Genomic DNA, 19191 nt, shown 5'->3' with positions numbered 1-19191 from the left:
CAACTCTAGAATCGATTATTCTTTGTTATTTAATATGGTCTTTCATTGAAAACCCTATCTTTGTATGCTTAAACAAGCAAACAAATATTATATGAGTGATTCTAGAAAAAGACACGAAGCCTTAGTATATCATGCAAAACCAAAACCAGGAAAAATTGCGGTTGTTCCTACAAAAAAATACGCAACACAGCACGATTTAGCTTTAGCGTATTCTCCTGGTGTAGCAGAACCTTGTTTAGAAATTGCAAAAGATAAAAATAACGTTTATAAATATACTGCAAAAGGAAACCTAGTAGCTGTAATATCTAATGGTACAGCAGTTTTAGGTTTGGGTGATATTGGCCCAGACGCCTCTAAACCTGTAATGGAAGGTAAAGGGTTACTTTTTAAAATTTTTGCAGATATTGATGTTTTTGATATTGAAGTAGACGCTACAGACGTAGATCAATTTATACAAACGGTTAAGGCAATTGCTCCTACTTTTGGAGGAATTAATTTGGAAGATATTAAAGCTCCAGAAGCTTTTGAAATCGAAAGAAGGTTAAAAGAAGAGTTAGACATTCCGGTAATGCACGATGACCAACATGGTACTGCAATAATTTCTGCAGCTGCTCTAAAAAATGCCATCGATATTACAGAAAAAGACATTAGTAAAGTTAAAATTGTAGTAAATGGTGCCGGTGCCGCTGCAATTTCTTGTACTCGTTTATACTTAAAATTAGGTGTAAAAAGAGAAAATGTTGTAATGTGCGACAGTAAAGGGGTTATTAGAAAAGATAGAGGCAACTTAACTTCTCAAAAAGAAGAATTTGCAACCGATAGAGATCTTAATACTTTAGAAGAAGCAATGCAAGACTCTGATGTATTTATTGGTTTATCAAAAGGGAATATCGTTTCGCCAGAAATGCTTTTATCAATGGCAAAAAACCCAATTGTGTTTGCAATGGCAAACCCTGTACCAGAAATAGAATATGATGTTGCCATAGCAACAAGAAAAGATATAATTATGGCAACAGGTAGATCAGACCATCCTAATCAAGTTAACAATGTACTTGGTTTTCCTTTTATTTTTAGAGGAGCTTTAGATGTAAGAGCTACAAAAATTAACGAAGAAATGAAACTTGCCGCAGTGCATGCATTAGCAGACTTGGCAAAAAAATCTGTACCAGAACAGGTTAATATTGTGTATGATGAAGTAAGCTTAACTTATGGGAAAGAATACATCATTCCAAAACCTTTTGATCCAAGATTAATTTATGAAATTCCACCAGCAATTGCAAAAGCAGCAATGGATTCTGGAGTTGCTCTAGAACCTATTTCAGACTGGGATAGATATAGAGAAGAATTAATGGAGCGTTCGGGATCTGGAAGTAAAGAAATTAGACTTCTGCATAACAGAGCAAAAAGCAATCCTAAGCGTGTAGTTTTTGCGGAGGCAGATCATTTAGATGTTTTAAAAGCAGCACAAAGAGTTCACGAAGAAAAATTAGGAAAAGTAATTTTATTAGGACGAAAAGAAGTAATTCTAGAACTGAAAGAAGAAATCGGTTTTACTGCAGATGTGCAAATTATAGATCCTAAAACAGACGAAGAAAAAGAAAGAAGAATCCGTTTTGGAGAAGCTTACTGGAAAACACGTCAAAGAAAAGGTAGAACTTTTTCTGAAGCTAAAAAATTAATGCGAGAACGTAATTATTTTGCAGCAATGATGGTAAATGAAAGTGAAGCAGATGCTTTAATTACCGGATATTCTAGACCTTACCCAACGGTTGTAAAACCAATGTTAGAGTTAATAGAAAGAGACAAAGATGTTACTAAAATTGCAGCTTGTAATTTAATGTTAACAAAACAAGGTCCTTTGTTTTTAGCAGATACAACCATTAACCAAAATCCTTCGGCTAAAGAATTGGCTAAAATTGCTCAAATGACAGGTAAGTTTGTAAACATGTTTGGTATGAAACCAAATATAGCCATGTTATCTTACTCTAACTTTGGATCTTCAACTTCAGAAACTTCTAAAAAAATTAGAGAAGCGGTATCTTATGTGCATCGTCACTTTCCAGAAACGGTTATCGACGGAGAAGTACAAGCAGATTTTGCTTTAAACTCTGAAATGCTTGCTAAAGAATTTCCGTTTTCTAAATTAAATGGTAAAAAAGTAAATGTTTTAATTTTTCCAAACTTAGAATCTGCAAATATTACTTACAAATTATTAAAGCAAGTAGAAGGTGCAGAATCTATTGGACCCGTAATTTTAGGTTTTAACAAACCAGTACATATTTTACAATTAGGTTCTAGTGTAGATGAGATGGTAAATATGGCAGCATTAGCTGTTGTAGATGCGCAACAAAAAGAAAAAAGAAACAACAAATAAAAAGTAGTATTTTAGAAGCCTGAAAAAGATAATTTTATGATTACACAAGTTAGAGGAAGACTCGTAGAAAAAAGCCCAACCGAAGTTGTAGTAGATTGTAACGGTGTTGGTTATTTACTTCATATTTCTCTAAATACATTTTCTGCATTGCCTGCAGATGAGAATATAGTTCTGTATACGCATCTTTCTATAAGGGAAGATGCGCATACACTTTTTGGATTTATCAATAAAACAGAAAGAGCCGTATTTAAATTCTTAATTTCTGTATCTGGTGTAGGCCCAAGCATTGCTAGAACAATGTTGTCTTCTATGACTTCGGAAGAAATACAACAAGCAATAGCATCAGAAAACGTAAAATTAATACAATCTGTAAAAGGTATTGGGGCAAAAACAGCCCAAAGAGTTATTGTAGATTTAAAAGATAAAATCTTAAAGACTTTCGATATCGACGAAGTTTCTGTAACAGTAAGCAATACAAACAAAGAAGAAGCGTTATCTGCTTTAGAAGTTTTAGGCTTTCAAAGAAAACAATCAGACAAAATAATAACAGCAATTTTAAAAGAACATACAGATGCTTCTGTAGAAAAAATTATAAAATTAGCCTTAAAAAGCTTATAATCAATTGGGTACAATTTTTAAAAATACGTTTTTATTAATAGCAATTATCTTAACGGTAAGTTTATCTACTTATGCTCAAGACACTACAGAAAAAGACTCAACAAAAGTTAACAAAGACAAAGTAGATTTACGTTACGATTTTAAAAGCACCCAAAAAGGTGGTTTATACTTAGATGATTTATCTAAAAAAGAAATCATTTTTGATAAAGTTTTAAATAAATATGTAATTGTAGAAAAAATTGGGAATTACTACACAAGAACTCCTATTTATTTATCGCCAAGAGAGTACCAACAATATCGATTAAAAAGAGACATGTTGCTTTACTTTAAAGATAAAGTGAGTGCAACAAACGGAAAGAAAAAAGGTTCTAAAGAAGCACAAAAAGATTTATTGCCAACTTATTATGTGAACAACAAGTTTTTCGAAACTATTTTTGGCGGTACAGAAGTAAAAGTAACACCAACTGGTAGCTTAAATTTAAAGTTAGGTTTTATCTATCAAAACACAGATAATCCGCAAATATCCGAAGAAAATAGAAGTAATTTTACTTTTGATTTTGATCAGCAAATTAACGCAAGTATAAGAGCTAAAGTTGGTAGTAGATTAGAGTTTACAGCAAATTACGATACACAAGCCTCTTTCGATTTTCAGAATTTAGTTAAAGTTGGTTTCGAACCAAACGAAGACGACATCATACAAGGTTTAGAAGCTGGTAATGTATCTATGCCAATTAAAAACTCTTTAATAAACGGAGCCCAAAGTTTATTTGGTGTAAAAACCGATTTAAAGTTTGGTAACACCAATATTACTGCAGTGTTTTCTCAGCAAAACTCAGAAAGCAAAACCGTTGTTGCAGAAGGCGGTGCATCAATACAACCTTTCGAATTAAGAACTACAGATTACGATAATGACAGACACTTTTTCTTATCGCAATATTTTATAGATAATTATGCAAATTCGCTTAAAAACTATCCGTTAATTAATAGCCCAATTAATATAACAAGAGTAGAAGTTTGGATAACGAATAGAAACGCAAGTACAGAAGATTATAGAAGTATTGTTGCTTTTGCTGATATTGGCGAATCGGAAAACCAAGTTTTGGTTGATGAAAATGGTGTTGTATTAAATCCTGCAATTACACAACCACAAGTTGCTGGTAACAATTTACCTTTTAATGGTGCAAATAGAATTGGTACAGAAATTATTCCTGCAGGTGGTATAAGAGATATTTCTACTGTTGATAGCTCTTTGCAACCATACAACATGCAAAACGGAACTAATTATTCGGTTTTAGAAAATGCTAGAAAATTAGATGCAAACGAATATCGACTAAATCCGCAATTAGGTTTTATTTCTTTAAATAGAAGATTAAACGATGGTGAAGTTTTAGCTGTTGCTTATGAATATACAGTAGCGGGTAACGTTACAGGAAGTACAAAAAACTCTTTTAAAGTTGGTGAGTTTTCTAATGATGGTATACAAGCACCTAACAATTTAGCGGTAAAATTATTACGATCAGAAATCTTACAAACAAAAAGAACAAATGTAACTACCGGAGAAGATGAAGCTTTTCCTACTTGGCGTTTAATGATGAAGAACGTATATGCTTTAGGCGCTTTTCCGTTAACTCAAGATGGTTTCCGTTTCGAAATTCAATACAGAGACGATCAAACAGGTATACCTTCTAATGTTTTACAGAATGCTGCAACCGTAGGTATTTCTAACTTACCTTTATTACAAGTTTTAAAATTAGATCAATTAGATCAAAGTCAGTTTAGATCGCCAGATGGTTTTTTCGATTATGTAGAAGGAATTACAGTAAATTCTGAAAACGGATTTATCTTTTTTCCTGAACCAGAACCTTTTGGTAACGATTTAGCAGATGAATTAACAAACCCTGCAGATGAAGATTTTATATTTAAAGAATTGTATTTAAACACTAAAATCAACATTAAAAATAATTTTCAAAATAAAGACAAATACTTTTTAAAGGGATATTTTAAATCAGAAAATTCTGGCGGAATACCAATTGGCGCTTTCAATGTTCCTAGAGGTTCTGTTAGAGTTTCTGCTGGCGGAAGACAATTGGTAGAAGGTGTAGATTATGTTGTAGATTATTCTTTAGGAAGAGTGCAAATTATCGATCCGGGTTTACAAGCTTCTGGTGTTCCTATTAGCGTATCTACAGAAAATAACGCTGTTTTTAATCAGCAAAGAAAAACTTTTTTTGGTATTGATGTAGAACACAAATTTTCTGAAGATTTTGTGGTTGGTGCAACTTATTTAAATATCGAAGAAAGACCTTTAACACCTAAAGTTAATTTTGGTGCAGAACCTATTAACAACACCATGTTAGGGTTTAACTTTAATTACGCTACAGAAGTGCCTTATTTTACAAAACTGGCAAACAAATTACCGTTTGTAGATACAGATGCGCCTTCTAATTTATCTGTTCGTGGTGATATGGCTTATTTGATTCCTGGAACACCAAGCGGAATTGACGTAACAGGTGCAGCAACTTCTTATATCGATGATTTTGAAGCGTCGCAAGTGCCAATTAGTTTACTTTCTTCACTAGATTGGTATGAAGCGAGTACACCTAAATATTTTCCTAACTTTAACGGAGAAAGTGATGGGTTATCTTACAACTATAAAAGAGCAAAATTAGCTTGGTACAGCGTAGATCAAATATTTTACGGTGTTGGTGATACACCTGCAAGTATTGATGCTGACGAACTTTCTAGAGCAGAAACAAGACAAATTAATTACAGAGAATTGTTTCCTAATGTACAATTAGATATTACGCAAAACTCTTTAGTTAGAACTTTAGATTTAGCTTATTTTCCGGCAGAAAGAGGTTCTTATAATTATGATCCTGCAGCAACAATACAAAACGATAAAGTAACATTACCAAACCCAGAAACTAGATGGGGAGGAATTATGCGACCTTTAACAACAAATAATTTTGATCAAGCAAATGTAGAATATATGCAATTCTGGATTATGGATCCTTATCAAAATTACTCTATCACAAACGAAGAAGGTTTACCTGCTGGCATAGACCCAAACAATCCAGCAAATCAAGTTGGAGATTTGTATATAAATCTTGGTAATATCTCTGAAGATATTTTGAAAGACAATCGTAAAATGTACGAAAACGGTTTACCAGAAGATGGTTTAAAAGTTAATGGTAATAATGTTAACAGAACTACTTGGGGAGATGTTCCTAGAAATCCATCGATAATTTATGCTTTTAATGAATTAGATGATGCAAGAACAAACCAAGATATTGGTTTTGATGGTCTAAATGATGATGAAGAACGTAATTTACCAGGCATTGGACAATATGCAAATTTAACAGATCCTGCGGCAGATAACTTTCAGTTTTTTAGAGGATCAAATCTAGACGCAATAAACGCATCATTAATAACTAGATATAAAGACTACAATAATACTCAAGGTAATTCGCCAACCTTAAATCAATCTACAGAACCTTACCCGACATCTTCTACAACGTATCCAGATACAGAAGACATCAACAAAGATCAAACAATGAATACTGTAGAAAGCTATTATGAATATAGAATTTCTATGAATCAGAACGATTTAAGAAAAGGAGTTGGTTATATTGTAGATGAAAAAACTACAACGGTTACTTTAGAAAACGGAAATACACAACAAACAAAATGGTATCAATTTAGAGTTCCGGTAAGAAGCGGAACGCCTGTAAATGGTATTTCTGATTTTAATAGTATTCGTTTTGTAAGAATGTTTTTAACCAATTTTAGAATGCCAGTGGTAGTACGTTTTGGTGAATTAGATTTGGTTAGAGGTGACTGGAGAAGGTATGTTAGAACTTTAGATCCAACTACAAACCCAGATAGAGAATTAACCCAAGACGAACTAAATGATTTTGAAGTTGGTGTTGTAAGTATAGAGCAAAATGAAGGAAGTTATATACAACCACCAGGTATCGAAAGAGAGCGTTTACAAGGTAGCACAACAGTACAATTGCAAAACGAACAATCGGTTACTCTAAAAGTTACTAGATTAGAACCAGAAGAAACAAGAGCTATTTACAAAAACATAAGTGTAGATTTAAGACGTTTTAAGCAATTAAAAATGTTTATGCACTTACAAGAAATAGAAAGAGAAGCTGTTGTTAACGATAATGAATTAGCTGCTGTAATAAGATTAGGAACCGATTTAAATGAGAATTTTTATCAAATAGAATTGCCTTTAAAAGTTACAAAAACCGGAACATCTGCTTTAGACATTTGGCCAGAAGCAAATAATTTAGATGCCTTTTTAGAAACTTTTGGTAAGATAAAATTAGAAAGAAACAATGTTAACTTTCCGGTAAACGAAATTTATCAATCTCAAGAGCAAGACCCAGATTTACCATATACAATTAGTGTAAAAGGAAACCCAACTTTAGCACAATTAAGAACAATAATGTTAGGTTTAAAAAACATTTCTTTATCACCTAGAAGTGCAGAAGTTTGGTTTAACGAACTTCGATCTGCTGGTTTTGACAATAAAGGTGGTTGGGCTGCTGTTGTTAATGCAGATGCTAATTTTGCTGATGTTGCAAACGTTTCTTTAGCCGGAAGCATGTCTACAATAGGTTTTGGTAATGTAGAGGATAGGGTAAACCAACGTAGTTTAGACGAGACAAAACAATATGATGTTGCTACAACTGTAAATTTGGGCAAGGTTTTAACGCCCAAGAAATGGGGAATTCAATTGCCAATGAGTTATAGTATCGGAGAAAAGTTTATTGATCCAAAATACGATCCGCAGTACCAAGATGTAACTTTAGAAGATGCTTTAGAACAAAACCCTAATAGCGAGTTTTCTAGAGATTATACTAAAAGAACAAGTATTAGTTTTATCAATGTAAAGAAAAATAGAAATCCGAATTCAACCAAAAAACCAAAGTTTTATGATGTTGAAAATGTTTCTGTTTCTTATGCTCATAACAAAGAGTTTCATAGAGATTACAATATTCAAAAATATGTAAACGAAAACGTAGTTGCAGGTGCTACTTACAACTATAATTTTCAGCCAAAATCTATAGAGCCTTTTAAAAACATAGGTTTTTTACAAAGCAAATATTTAAAACTAATTAAAGATATTAACTTCAATCCGATACCATCTACAGTTGCAGTAAATTCTAGAATTAATAGAAATTTTACAGAACAACAATCTAGAAATTTAGTTGCAGGTTTATCTGATCAACCAGCATTAAAGCAACGTAGATTTTTATTTGATTGGGATTATACTGTTGGTTTCGATCTAACTAAATCTCTTCAGTTTAACTTTAATGCAACCAACAGTTACATTTACGATACTTTTGATACGAATGAAGATATTCAGATTTTTGATGATTTCTTTAACACAGGTAGAGCAAACCATTATCATCAAAAGTTAAACGGAACCTACCAGTTACCTATAAATAAAGTCCCTTTTTTAAGTTGGGTAAAAGCAGATTATGCGTACACAGCAGATTTTGATTGGCAAGCTGCAGCACAAAGTACAATAGATGTAAATGGTACCGATGTTGCTTATGTAGATTTGGTTGGTAACGTTGTTCAAAATTCAAACACCCACAATTTAAATACGACTTTAACTTTCGATAAGTTCTATAAAAGCTTAGGTTTCGAAAAGTTACTATTATCTAAAAATCAAAGAAAAAATGCAAAAGGAATTTCTGGAAGTGGTTTACCTCCTGCTCCTGGACGAGTTAATTCTAAGAAAAAATTATCGGTAGGTAAACAAATTTTAAAAGGTGTTTATGATGTAGTTACCTCTGTAAAACAAGGTAAAATAAGTTATTCAGAAAATAATGGTCAGTTTTTACCAGGTTACACAGAAGACATTGGCTTTTTAGGTGGCGCACCAACTTCTTTTGCTTTTGGTAGCCAAGTAGATATTAGAAATAAAGCATTACAAAACGGTTGGTTAGTTGGCCCAAGAGATCCAGATAATAGCGAATATTATAATAAAACATACAGCAGAACTCATTACAATAAATTAGATTACACTTTTACAGTTAAGCCTTTTAAAGATTTAAATATTGATGTGAGAGGTAATAAAATTAAAACAAGAGATTTATCTCAGCAATTAGATGTCATCGAAAACGGCACAACAAACGGAGCATTAGATTTTAGTGCGCCAGCTTTTGAGACAGGAAACTTTAGCACGAGTCATTCTATGATTGCAACTGCTTTTAAAGACGGTGATGCGCTTTTTGAAACTATGAGAACATATAGATCTGCAATTTCAGAAAGATTAGCTGAAGAAAATGGTGGTAATGCAACAAATTACGGTAGCAATAGTCAGCAAGTTTTATTACCTGCATTTATGGCTGCATATTCGGGTTCTAGCCCAGATAAAGTGAATACTAGTTTGTTTAGAAATATTCCGATACCAAATTGGACTCTAAGATATACTGGACTTATGAAATTAGATTTCTTTAAGAAGAACTTTAGCAACTTTGTAGTTTCTCATGGTTACAAATCTTCTTACACGGTTTCTAGTTTTACAAATAATTTACAATACGATTCTAATAATCCGTTTAGCACAACAAATTCTTCTGGAAATTACGAACCAGAATTATTAATTTCTGCAGCAACTCTAGTTGACGAATTTTCTCCGTTAATTAAAGTTGACATGAAAATGAGAAACTCTTTCTCTTTAAGAGGAGAAGTAAAAAGAGACAGAACATTAACAATGAATTTTAACAACAGCACCTTAACAGATATAAAAGGAACAGAATATATCTTTGGTTTGGGGTATGTTTTTAAAGATGTAAAGGTAAATACTCGTTTTACAGGTAAAAAGACAACCCTTAAAGGAGACGTTAATTTAAGAGCAGATGTTTCTTTAAGAGATAATTTAACACAAATTAGATCTGTAGATGAAGATAATAATCAAATAAGTGGCGGACAAAGATTATTTTCTATTAAATTTACAGCCGATTACAGATTGAGCGCAAATTTAACGGCATCGTTTTATTACAATCATCAAACATCTAGATATGCTATATCAACCACTTTCCCGCGTCAAGCAATAAATGGTGGCTTTAACATTATCTATAATTTAGGAGGAAATTAAAAACAATAAACAACCAATAATAATATTAAGATGAATATTCCAGCAGAATTAAAATACACAAAAGATCACGAGTGGCTAAGAATTGAAGGAAATGTAGCAACTATAGGAATTACAGATTTCGCACAAAGTGAATTAGGAGATATCGTTTATGTTGATGTAGATACTTTAGACGATACTGTTGAAGAAGGAGAAGTTTTTGGTTCTGTAGAAGCAGTAAAAACTGTTTCAGATTTATTTATGCCTTTAAAAGGAGAAGTAACAGAATTTAACGAAGAGTTAGAAGACGAGCCAGAATTAGTAAACTCAGACCCATATAATAAAGGTTGGATGATAAAAATTGAAATATCAGACAGCTCGCAAATAGATAATTTATTAGATGCTGAAGCTTACGAAAAACTTATTAAGGGATAAAAAATTACTTTTTGCTGTAGCCATAGCAATACTAATTTTGTACTTAAGCTTAATGAAAATGCCTAAGTACAATGTATCTATTAGCAATATAGACAAATGGCAACATAGTTTTGCTTATACTGTCTTATCATTGTCTTGGCTTTTTGCATTACAAAAGTTCAATAAAAATTATTTAATTATAATTAGTTGTATCTCTTTTGGCATAATTATTGAAATTTTACAAGAAACTGTTACCTCATATAGAACAGGCGATTTTTTAGATATTATTGCGAATTCTGTTGGTGTACTATTAGGTTTATTAATATTTAGCATTTTTTTTAAAAAAAAAGAGGTTAAAAAATAAAAAGACTTGTATTTAACACAATAATTTAGTTAAATTAGCGAACTATATAAAACTCTTATTCAATGGAAATAAAGAAAAACCCGAAATCGAACTTAGAAAATTACAGTAAAATATTTATGCAAATAGGTTTAGTATTAGCCTTATTTGTTACTTATGCTGCAATCGAAAAGAAAACATACGACAAAACTACAAGTTCTTTAGGTGTAGTTAATATGAACGCAGACATGGAAGAAGACATTCCAATTACTGAAAGAGTAGAGCCTGTAAAACCTAAAACTCCACCACCACCAACTCCAGAAAAAATTGAAGTTGTAGAAGATGAAAAGGAAGTTGAAGAAACTGTAATAGAATCTACTGAAACAGATGAAACTGAAGCTGTAGAAGTTGAGGAAATTGTAGAAATCGAAGAAGCAGAAGAAGTTGTAGAAGATGTAAACTTTATGATTATTGAAGATTCTCCAGTATTTCCTGGATGTAAAGGAAGTAAGCAAGAGTTAAAAAATTGTTTCAGTAAAATGGTACAAAAACACTTTTCTAGAAAATTTGATGCAGATTTACCTAATGAATTAGGTCTTTCTCCAGGTAAGAAAAGAGTATTTATTGGTTTCAAAATTGATAGACAAGGTAACATTGTTAATGTACAAGCAAGAGCACCGCACCCAAAAATTAAAGCGGAGGTTATCAAAGTGATGAAGTTATTACCTAAAATGAAACCAGGTAAGCAAAGAGGTAAGCCAGTTGGTGTTAGTTACAACATTCCTTTCTCTTTATTAGTAGAGTAATCAAATAAAAATTATAATATATAAAAAACGCTCAGAACAATATTCTAAGCGTTTTTTTTTGCTTTTATTTGAAGTAATAAATGAAACGAATAGTCAATTTAATAATTAACATTTGTTGTATTCTTAAAATAGAAATTCTTTATAAATAATAAAACAACAAACATAAAGTGAATTTTAAGAATACAGACTACATTCATTAGCTTTAACTCATTAATAAAGAGAAATATTAACGGTTTTGTTTTGGTTCTATCAGAAGAGTTCAACAAAACTACAACATAATCTTAGCATTCTTTTAAATACGTTTAGATTATAGTTATTATATTCCATCAAAGATTTGGTTAGAATGTCTATAAACACAAAAAAGCCTAAAGTAAAACTTTAGGCTTTTTTGTGTTTATAGTAGAAAAATATTATTTATTTGTAGCTACTTTAGTTTCAGCTTTCCACAAATTAACACTTTCTATAGTATTGTTGTTGTAAGTTACTTCTTGCAAAGAACCAGCATTATTCCAGAAAAACCATTTTCCAGTTTTTTTACCTTCTTTATAAAAAGCCATTTGAACTTTATTTCCTTCTTTATCAAAACGAGTCCAAATTCCTGTTAATTTTTTATCTTTAAAATAACCTTCTGTTCTAATAGATCCATCCTCATGGTAGTAAGTAGCCTTTACTAAATCTCCTTCTGCTTCATAAGTTGGCTTAATATCTTGAGAATATCCTATTGCTGCGATGCATAAAAATGCTATTGTTAAAATTTTTTTCATGATTTTTCTGTTTTGAGGGTTAACACTTGGTTTACAAATATAACACTTTTATAACAATTTACAAACATTTACATAACATTAAATTAACATTGAGAATTATTACAACAATAATCTATTGATTTTCTTATATTTACATAACATTAATCTTAAAAAATCATATAACATGGCAGTAATGAAAGTAATAGAAGTTTTAGCTAACTCAGATAAAAGTTGGGAAGACGCAACAAAAAAAGCAGTAAAGCAAGCTTCTAAATCTGTAAAAAACATTAAATCTGTTTTTGTACAATCGCAAAGTGCAGTAGTAAATGACGATGAAGTAACCGAATTTAGAGTCAACTTAAAAATAACATTTGAAGTAAACTAATACAAAAGGCGATTTATTAAAATCGCCTTTTGTATTATCGATAATGTAAATAAAAATTTTTAAGACACACAAATAATGGCAATAGATACATTATTACTAACTTTGTTTTAATAATTTAAAAAACAAAAACAATGGAAGAATATATCGAAAATATTAAAGATGTATTGGTAGAATATACACCGAAAGTATTAATGGCATTAGCCATGTTAGTTATTGGTTTAATAGTAATTAAAATAATTATTAACACAACTACAAAAATTCTTAAGAAAAGAAATGTAGATATTACACTTCAAAAATTTTTAGGAAATTTACTTAATTGGGTTTTAAAAATATTATTGTTTATAACTGTTATTGCAAAGTTAGGTGTAGAAACAGCTTCGTTTGCCGCAATTATAGCCGCTGCAGGTTTAGCAGTAGGCCTTGCTTTACAAGGATCTTTAGCTAATTTTGCTGGAGGAGTTTTAATAATGATTTTTAAACCAATGAAAGTTGGAGATTTGATACAGGCTCAAGGAGAAACCGGAGTTGTAAAAGAAATTGAAATTTTTACAACGAAATTAACAGGTCTTTCAAATAGAGAGATAATTATACCTAATGGTGCACTTTCTAACGGAAACATAATTAATTTTACTACAGAAGGAACAAGAAGAGTAGATTTAGTGTTTGGAGTTTCTTATGATGCTGATATTAAACCAACAAAAGATGTTTTATTGAATGTTTTAACTTCTCATCCAAAAGTTTTAAAAGATCCAGCACCTAGTGTTACAGTATTAGAACTTGCAGATAGTTCTGTTAATTTTGCAGTAAGGCCATGGTGTAATACAGAAGATTATTGGAAAGTATATTTTGATGTTACTGAAAACACAAAAATAGCATTAGATAACGCCGGAATTGAAATACCTTATCCGCATCAAGTGGAAATTCAAAAAATGGCATAATTTTTGCATCAAACTTAAATAAAATATAAATTATGAAAACAAACATTTTTACAACAATTTTAGCGTTATTTATAAGCTTAGGAGCTTTCGGTCAATCTATTAGCACTGGTGGCGGGAATACATATAATACTTTATTTATGACACCAGGCACTCCTTCCTTTGTTAAAAAGAACAAAGAAAATTTAAAGGAATTTAAGAAAATTTCCCATAAAATGTACTTATCTAATAACTACTTGACTAGTAAAATAGATAAAATGGAAGGGACTGTTCCAATGAAATATAACATTTATAAAGATGAAATGGAGTTTTCAAAAAATGGACAAATTCTATTTTTAAGTAAACAAGAAGGTAGAAAAGTTTTTTTTACAGACTTAAATAAAACTTACACTATCTTAAACTATAATGGTAAACTAAGGTATTTTGTAGTGCATAACGATGGTAAAAATAAATTACTAAGCAGAGAAATTATAAAATATATAGAAGCAAAACCCGCTCAGTCTAGTTACGTAAGCAGTAAACCAGCAAACTTTAAAAGAAAAGATGATGTTTTCTACTTGATTTCAAATAACTCAATTGTAGAAATTTCGACTAAAAAGAAAAACTTTTACCCGTTATTTGGTTCAAACTCTTCAAAAATTAAAAAATTTGTAAAATCTAATAAATTAAATATCAAAAAAACAGAAGATTTGAAAAAGATTGTTATGTATTCAAATACAATTTAAAATGTAGATTTTTTCTTTTTTTCTGGAATAACAATAAAGTCTTTCAAATAAAAAGGCTCAAAATAAGCGACATCTTCGATGTCGTTTTTTTTGTATTTTAAATAAGACAATGATGCCATTTCTTTAGAAGAAGGAAACTTCTCATCTATAAAAACTGCATTTTTATGAGTTATAATTTGTTTACATTTCTCAGATCCATCACCTAGAAAATATACTTTAGATTGTTCTAATTCTTTTGCAAAAGAACCTTCATCTATTATTTCAGCTTTTGTATCACGTACATTAACATTTTCAAAATTAAAAATCGCTGCATATACTTCCATTCTCCTTGCATCCAACATTGGTACTATAAAGCCTTTTTCAATAGATATGGCGTAAGATAATGCTGTTAAGGTATCAATAGATATTAAAGGACAATTTAAAGCAAAACAAAGCCCTTTAGCAGCAGACACACCAATTCTAAGTCCTGTATAAGACCCTGGACCTTTACTAACGGCAATTGCACTTATTTGCGATTTTGTTATAGCTGCTTTTTGTAGTACTTCTTCTATAAACGGATGTAATACTTCTGCATGGGAATAATTACCATTATTTAACTCTTTCATAGCTAAAACAACTCCGTTTTCTGCTATGTTTACAGAGCAGTTTTTAGTTGATGTCTCTATGTTTAATATAATTGCCAATGTTCTTTTTTTTACAAAGATAGTATTTCAAAAAAAGAAAACCTCACAAGTAATAAAACGAGTGAGGTTTAAAATGTAATATTGAGGGTTTTTAAAAAACTAATTCTCCAGAATAGAATTGTAATACTTTTGTTTTGAACACGTAATCGTATTTAGAACGAATCATTGCCCCTTCTGCATTTACCAACCTTGTTCTTACCAAATCAAAATCGAATAAAGTCATTGCACCGTAGTTGTATCTTTCTTGTGCGTTTTTAAAAGCTTCTTTTTGTGCTTCTAAAGAAATTTTTGCTGCTTCATATGCTTTTAAACTTGATTTTACGTCTAAAAAGGCTTGTTCTATAGTTTGTTTTAAAGCTAACTTTTGACTCTCTAATCTAGTTTCTGAGATTTCTTTATTAATTTTAGATTGTGCTAATCTATTTTTAGTTTGGAATCTATTAAAAATAGGGATGTTTAAAGAAACACCTACATTATAACCTAAATTGTCATTTAGTTGTTTGAAAAAATAATCATTTGTAAAAATCTCATTAAATCTATGACTGTAACCTGTTCCCATACCTGCAAAAGCAGTTACAGTAGGTAAAAAAGCACCTTTGGTAAGTTCTATATTAAAATTTGCATTGTCAATTGCCAATTTAGCTCTTGCTATTTCCGGCATATAATTTAAAGATTTTTGAAATACTGATGAAGAATTCGCATACAACAAATCTGATGACGGTGATGCAACTTCTATCGGTGCAACGTCAAAATTCTCTGCAGGTTCTTGTAACAATTGTGCTAAGTTTAATAATGCCAGGTCTAATGCATTTTCTTGTAAAATTACATTTTGTACATCATTAGCTGCTGTAGACTGAAAATTTAAAAGTTCTCCTTTGGCAATTACACCTGCATCAAATCTAGCTTTTGCAGCATCAATTTGTTTTTTACTAATTTCTGCTTGTACTTTTGCGACTTCTAAGTTCTCTTTAGCAAATAATACATTTAAAAAAGTATTTACAACTCTTAAAGAAATATCATTTTCTATTTGTTTTAAATCTAATAAACTAGACTCTACACCAAGTTGAGCTTGTTTATATGTATTTGTATTTCTAAAACCGTTAAATAAGGTTGCACTAGAACTTAAATCAAAAGAAGCATTAAAGTTATCCGTAGAAATTCTTGCATTACTAATATTATCAATAAAAGAACCGAAACCAAATCTACCAGAAGAACTACCATTTAAGTTTGGTAAAAAATTACCTTTTGCAATTTCTACATCTTTTTTTGCCAATTCTACACTTAACTTATTCTGTTGTATAGATATGTTTTTGGCTAAAGCTTGATTTACAGCTTCTCTTAATGTCCATTTTTTTTGTGAAAAAGTAGCTATTGAGGTACAAAGGGCTACAAATAAAATAAGTTTGGTTTTCAAAATCTTTAATTTTAATTCTGCGTTAATTGATTTATTATTTCAATAATTAAAACAAAAATAGCTTAATCTACTAAAAACCAGAACAGTGAACAGACTAGAATTTAAATAATAAATAGAACTTATTTTTTGTTTGTTTTAATAAGACGACTAAAATTAAAATATGTTACAGTAAATCTCTCTTATTTATTTGTTAATTTTTAGCCTTCTTTTTATACCTGTAAAGTGTGTAAAATAAAACTCCAATTAATAAATAAGGAAAAATCATTAAATATGTTATACCGTTATTTACACCTTCTGCCATAGAAATATCTCCATTCTCTACAACAGCTTTACACATAGCGCACTGAGAATAACCATTAAAAACAGTAAGTAAAAAAATTACTGTAAATAAAACTATTTTGTTTTTATACATAATAAGGAGATATCATTAGATAGACTATAACCCCTGTAACTGCAACATAAAGCCAAATAGGGAATGTTTTTTTTGCTACTTTTTTATGTTCTGGAAATTTACCCAATTTTGCTTTCATGTATGTAAACAACACAAAAGGAATCACGATAACAGATAATACAATATGAGTAATCAAAATAAAATAATATATATATTTAATAACACCTTCTCCACCAAAAGTAGTAGAATCTGTTGTCATGTGATAAGCTATATACATTAGTAAAAATAAAAGAGAACATGCAATTGCAAGGCTATTAAGTTGTTCATGTAATTTTCTGTTTCCTTTTTTAATTGCAATTACTGCTGCAATTAAAAGAATTGCTGTAATACCATTTATAGTTGCATAAATAGGTGGCAAAAACTTTAAAGGAGCTACATCAAAACCTAATTCTCTTAAGTTGATACCAAATAATGCGGCTACAGCAATAGGAATTACTATAGATAAAGCTGTAATAATCTTTTTATATTTTTTTTCTTGTGCTAAATTATTCATTTAATAAAATTTTAATGTCTTCTTTCAATTCTTTAATCTGATCAGGAAAAGTTTGTTCTTCTATAGCCCTGTAATACATAATAGGATTACCATACTCATCTTTTCTAGACCGAATGTAACCGTCTTTATCTACTAGCGCAAATAAACCCGAATGCTCAAAACCACCATGTTCTTCGTCTCCTTTTCCGGCATATAATTTAAATCCTTTATTAGAAAGTGCATAAACTACATCATCGTTTTTACCTGTTAGCAGATGCCAATTTTTATGTGTAATTCCGTTTGATTTTGCATATTCTTTTAAAACTTCTGGTGTATCGATTTCTGGTGTTATAGATATAGAAGCTATTCCGAAGTTAGGATTCCCAAAAAATTCATCTTGAATGGTTAACATTTTCTGGTTCATTATCGGACAAATAGTAGGACAAGTAGAAAAGAAAAACTCTACTACATGCACTTTACCTTCAAAATTTTTATTGGTAATTGTTTTACCTTCTTGGTTTGTAAATTCAAAACTTGGTACTTTATTAAATTTTACCAAAACAGAATTTTTAAATCTGTCTACAACTTTAGGCACAGTGTAAATACCAAATAGCAAAATGATAAATGCAATACCTATAAAAGAATATTTTTTGTTCATATTACTTAAATTTTTCTTTCTGCCTTGTTTTTATTTTTCTCTTTAAAAGCTGCGTAGTATTCGTAATATAATACGTTAACATCATCTTTTAACTTATCTTTTAACTCTGCCACAGAATTCATATCATAACCAAATAAGACTTCTTTTTCATCTAATCTACCACGAAGATTTACGCCTTTGTCAACTAAAAAAGCTTTTGAACTTCCTAAATTAATTAATTCTTCATTAGTTTCGAAACTGTTATAAAGCTTCAAAATATTTTCATCGGATGCCGCAATAAAATTCCATTTCTTCATGTCTGTAAAAGCGCCTAATTGCTTTTTTACATTATTTGCTTCTACTTCTTTACCTAAAGGATATATACCTATTATTTGGAATTTTTTGTTGTCTATAAATTCTTTATAAATTTTCTGATTCAAATTAAAAAGACTCGATTTATTTTTGTCGATATCGTTACCCAAAAAGCAGATTATAGAAACTTTATCATATAATTTTACAGTATTAGTTTCATCAATCGTAGAAACATCTAAAACACGCTCGGTAACAATTGGAAGTTTTGTGAAATTATTTTGCCCCGTAGACAGCAATAAGAAACAGATTAAAGGAAATATAAATAATAAAAATAATACGACTCTTTTTTTTGTAAACAACTTCATAATTAATCCTTTTAAAAAATGTTACTTCTTAAGTTTTGGGTATAAAAAAAGGTGGTTAAAAAACCACCTTTATTATATTACCATTTTACAAGTGGTGATAATGTATCGAATAAATAGCCTCCTTCTATTAAGAGTAAGGTTACTAAATAGCAAATTAGAAAAACTCCAGACCAAACTATTGATCTTCTAAACCATTTCTTTTCTCCTTCTAAGTGCATAAAAACCCAAGCAATACCATAAGCCTTTGCTAAAGTTAAGATTATAAAAATCCAATTTAACCAACTAGTTCCTGGACCATGTAAGTGTAAAGCATCTGGTTTAATAATACCTAAATAAACCTCTACTAAAGTTATTACAGAAAGAATACCAAAAACGATCCATATTCTCTTTGTGTTTGATTCGTGTGCGTGTGCCATTTGTA

At 30.4% G+C, this 19191-nt stretch carries 17 protein-coding genes; 9 read left to right on the top strand and 8 right to left on the bottom strand.

What is annotated here, in order from left to right; translation table 11 throughout:
- Nucleotides 1–91: 91 nt before the first annotated feature.
- The 6 genes from B5464_RS07675 (at nucleotide 92) to B5464_RS07650 (ending at nucleotide 11648) form a co-directional block, all read left to right on the top strand.
- On the top strand, nucleotides 92–2374 hold the full coding sequence (locus tag B5464_RS07675; protein ID WP_079737900.1) for an NADP-dependent malic enzyme: 2283 nt from the start codon (nucleotides 92–94) through the stop codon (nucleotides 2372–2374).
- A gap of 36 nt (nucleotides 2375–2410) precedes the next feature.
- On the top strand, nucleotides 2411–2992 hold the full coding sequence (ruvA, locus tag B5464_RS07670) for a Holliday junction branch migration protein RuvA (protein ID WP_079737899.1): 582 nt from the start codon (nucleotides 2411–2413) through the stop codon (nucleotides 2990–2992).
- Between the two features lie 4 nt (nucleotides 2993–2996).
- Nucleotides 2997–10112: a cell surface protein SprA gene (sprA, locus tag B5464_RS07665; RefSeq protein ID WP_079737898.1), complete on the top strand. Its 7116-nt coding sequence runs from the start codon at nucleotides 2997–2999 to the stop codon at nucleotides 10110–10112.
- Nucleotides 10113–10142: 30 nt separating this feature from the next.
- Nucleotides 10143–10523: a glycine cleavage system protein GcvH gene (gene gcvH, locus B5464_RS07660; RefSeq protein ID WP_079737897.1), complete on the top strand. Its 381-nt coding sequence runs from the start codon at nucleotides 10143–10145 to the stop codon at nucleotides 10521–10523.
- A 52-nt stretch (nucleotides 10524–10575) separates the two neighbouring features.
- Nucleotides 10576–10866, top strand: a complete 291-nt coding sequence (locus B5464_RS07655) for a VanZ family protein (protein WP_231963569.1) — start codon at nucleotides 10576–10578, stop codon at nucleotides 10864–10866.
- A 62-nt stretch (nucleotides 10867–10928) separates the two neighbouring features.
- The gene (locus B5464_RS07650; RefSeq protein WP_077810794.1) at nucleotides 10929–11648 is read left to right on the top strand and encodes an energy transducer TonB; all 720 of its coding nucleotides are present in this window, start codon (nucleotides 10929–10931) and stop codon (nucleotides 11646–11648) included.
- 410 nt (nucleotides 11649–12058) lie between these two features.
- Here B5464_RS07650 and B5464_RS07645 read toward each other — a convergent pair whose 3' ends face one another.
- Nucleotides 12059–12412: a toxin-antitoxin system YwqK family antitoxin gene (locus tag B5464_RS07645; protein WP_079737896.1), complete on the bottom strand. Its 354-nt coding sequence runs from the start codon at nucleotides 12410–12412 to the stop codon at nucleotides 12059–12061.
- Nucleotides 12413–12575: 163 nt separating this feature from the next.
- Here B5464_RS07645 and B5464_RS07640 point away from each other — a divergent pair, with 163 nt between their 5' ends.
- The 3 genes from B5464_RS07640 (at nucleotide 12576) to B5464_RS07630 (ending at nucleotide 14436) form a co-directional block, all read left to right on the top strand.
- On the top strand, nucleotides 12576–12776 hold the full coding sequence (locus tag B5464_RS07640) for a dodecin family protein (protein WP_079737895.1): 201 nt from the start codon (nucleotides 12576–12578) through the stop codon (nucleotides 12774–12776).
- A 131-nt stretch (nucleotides 12777–12907) separates the two neighbouring features.
- Complete coding sequence (locus B5464_RS07635) at nucleotides 12908–13714, top strand: mechanosensitive ion channel family protein (protein ID WP_079737894.1); 807 nt, start codon at nucleotides 12908–12910, stop codon at nucleotides 13712–13714.
- 32 nt (nucleotides 13715–13746) lie between these two features.
- Nucleotides 13747–14436: a hypothetical protein gene (locus tag B5464_RS07630; protein WP_079737893.1), complete on the top strand. Its 690-nt coding sequence runs from the start codon at nucleotides 13747–13749 to the stop codon at nucleotides 14434–14436.
- On the opposite strand, the gene tsaB is transcribed toward B5464_RS07630, so the two are convergent.
- The 7 genes from tsaB to B5464_RS07595 all read right to left on the bottom strand — a co-directional run bounded on the left by tsaB (nucleotide 14433) and on the right by B5464_RS07595 (nucleotide 19186).
- Nucleotides 14433–15119: a tRNA (adenosine(37)-N6)-threonylcarbamoyltransferase complex dimerization subunit type 1 TsaB gene (gene tsaB, locus B5464_RS07625; RefSeq protein WP_079737892.1), complete on the bottom strand. Its 687-nt coding sequence runs from the start codon at nucleotides 15117–15119 to the stop codon at nucleotides 14433–14435. The genes B5464_RS07630 and tsaB overlap by 4 nt on opposite strands.
- Nucleotides 15120–15210: 91 nt before the next feature.
- Entirely contained in the window at nucleotides 15211–16533 is a 1323-nt protein-coding gene (locus tag B5464_RS07620) for a TolC family protein (RefSeq protein WP_077810788.1), read from the bottom strand.
- Nucleotides 16534–16723: 190 nt separating this feature from the next.
- The gene (locus B5464_RS07615; protein ID WP_079737891.1) at nucleotides 16724–16945 is read right to left on the bottom strand and encodes a hypothetical protein; all 222 of its coding nucleotides are present in this window, start codon (nucleotides 16943–16945) and stop codon (nucleotides 16724–16726) included.
- Complete coding sequence (locus tag B5464_RS07610; protein WP_079737890.1) at nucleotides 16938–17477, bottom strand: DUF420 domain-containing protein; 540 nt, start codon at nucleotides 17475–17477, stop codon at nucleotides 16938–16940. The genes B5464_RS07615 and B5464_RS07610 overlap by 8 nt, the downstream gene beginning before the upstream one ends.
- The gene (locus B5464_RS07605; RefSeq protein WP_079737889.1) at nucleotides 17470–18114 is read right to left on the bottom strand and encodes an SCO family protein; all 645 of its coding nucleotides are present in this window, start codon (nucleotides 18112–18114) and stop codon (nucleotides 17470–17472) included. The genes B5464_RS07610 and B5464_RS07605 overlap by 8 nt, the downstream gene beginning before the upstream one ends.
- 5 nt (nucleotides 18115–18119) lie before the next feature.
- On the bottom strand, nucleotides 18120–18770 hold the full coding sequence (locus B5464_RS07600; protein WP_079737888.1) for a hypothetical protein: 651 nt from the start codon (nucleotides 18768–18770) through the stop codon (nucleotides 18120–18122).
- Nucleotides 18771–18847: 77 nt separating this feature from the next.
- Nucleotides 18848–19186 (bottom strand): cytochrome C oxidase subunit IV family protein, encoded by a 339-nt coding sequence (locus B5464_RS07595; RefSeq protein WP_077810783.1) that lies wholly within the window; start codon nucleotides 19184–19186, stop codon nucleotides 18848–18850.
- Between the last annotated feature and the right edge of the window lie 5 nt (nucleotides 19187–19191).

It is taken from the genome of Polaribacter sp. KT 15 (assembly GCF_900143115.1).
GTDB classification, from domain to species: Bacteria; Bacteroidota; Bacteroidia; order Flavobacteriales; family Flavobacteriaceae; genus Polaribacter; species Polaribacter marinaquae.
This window is presented reverse-complemented; position numbering and strand designations above follow the sequence as displayed.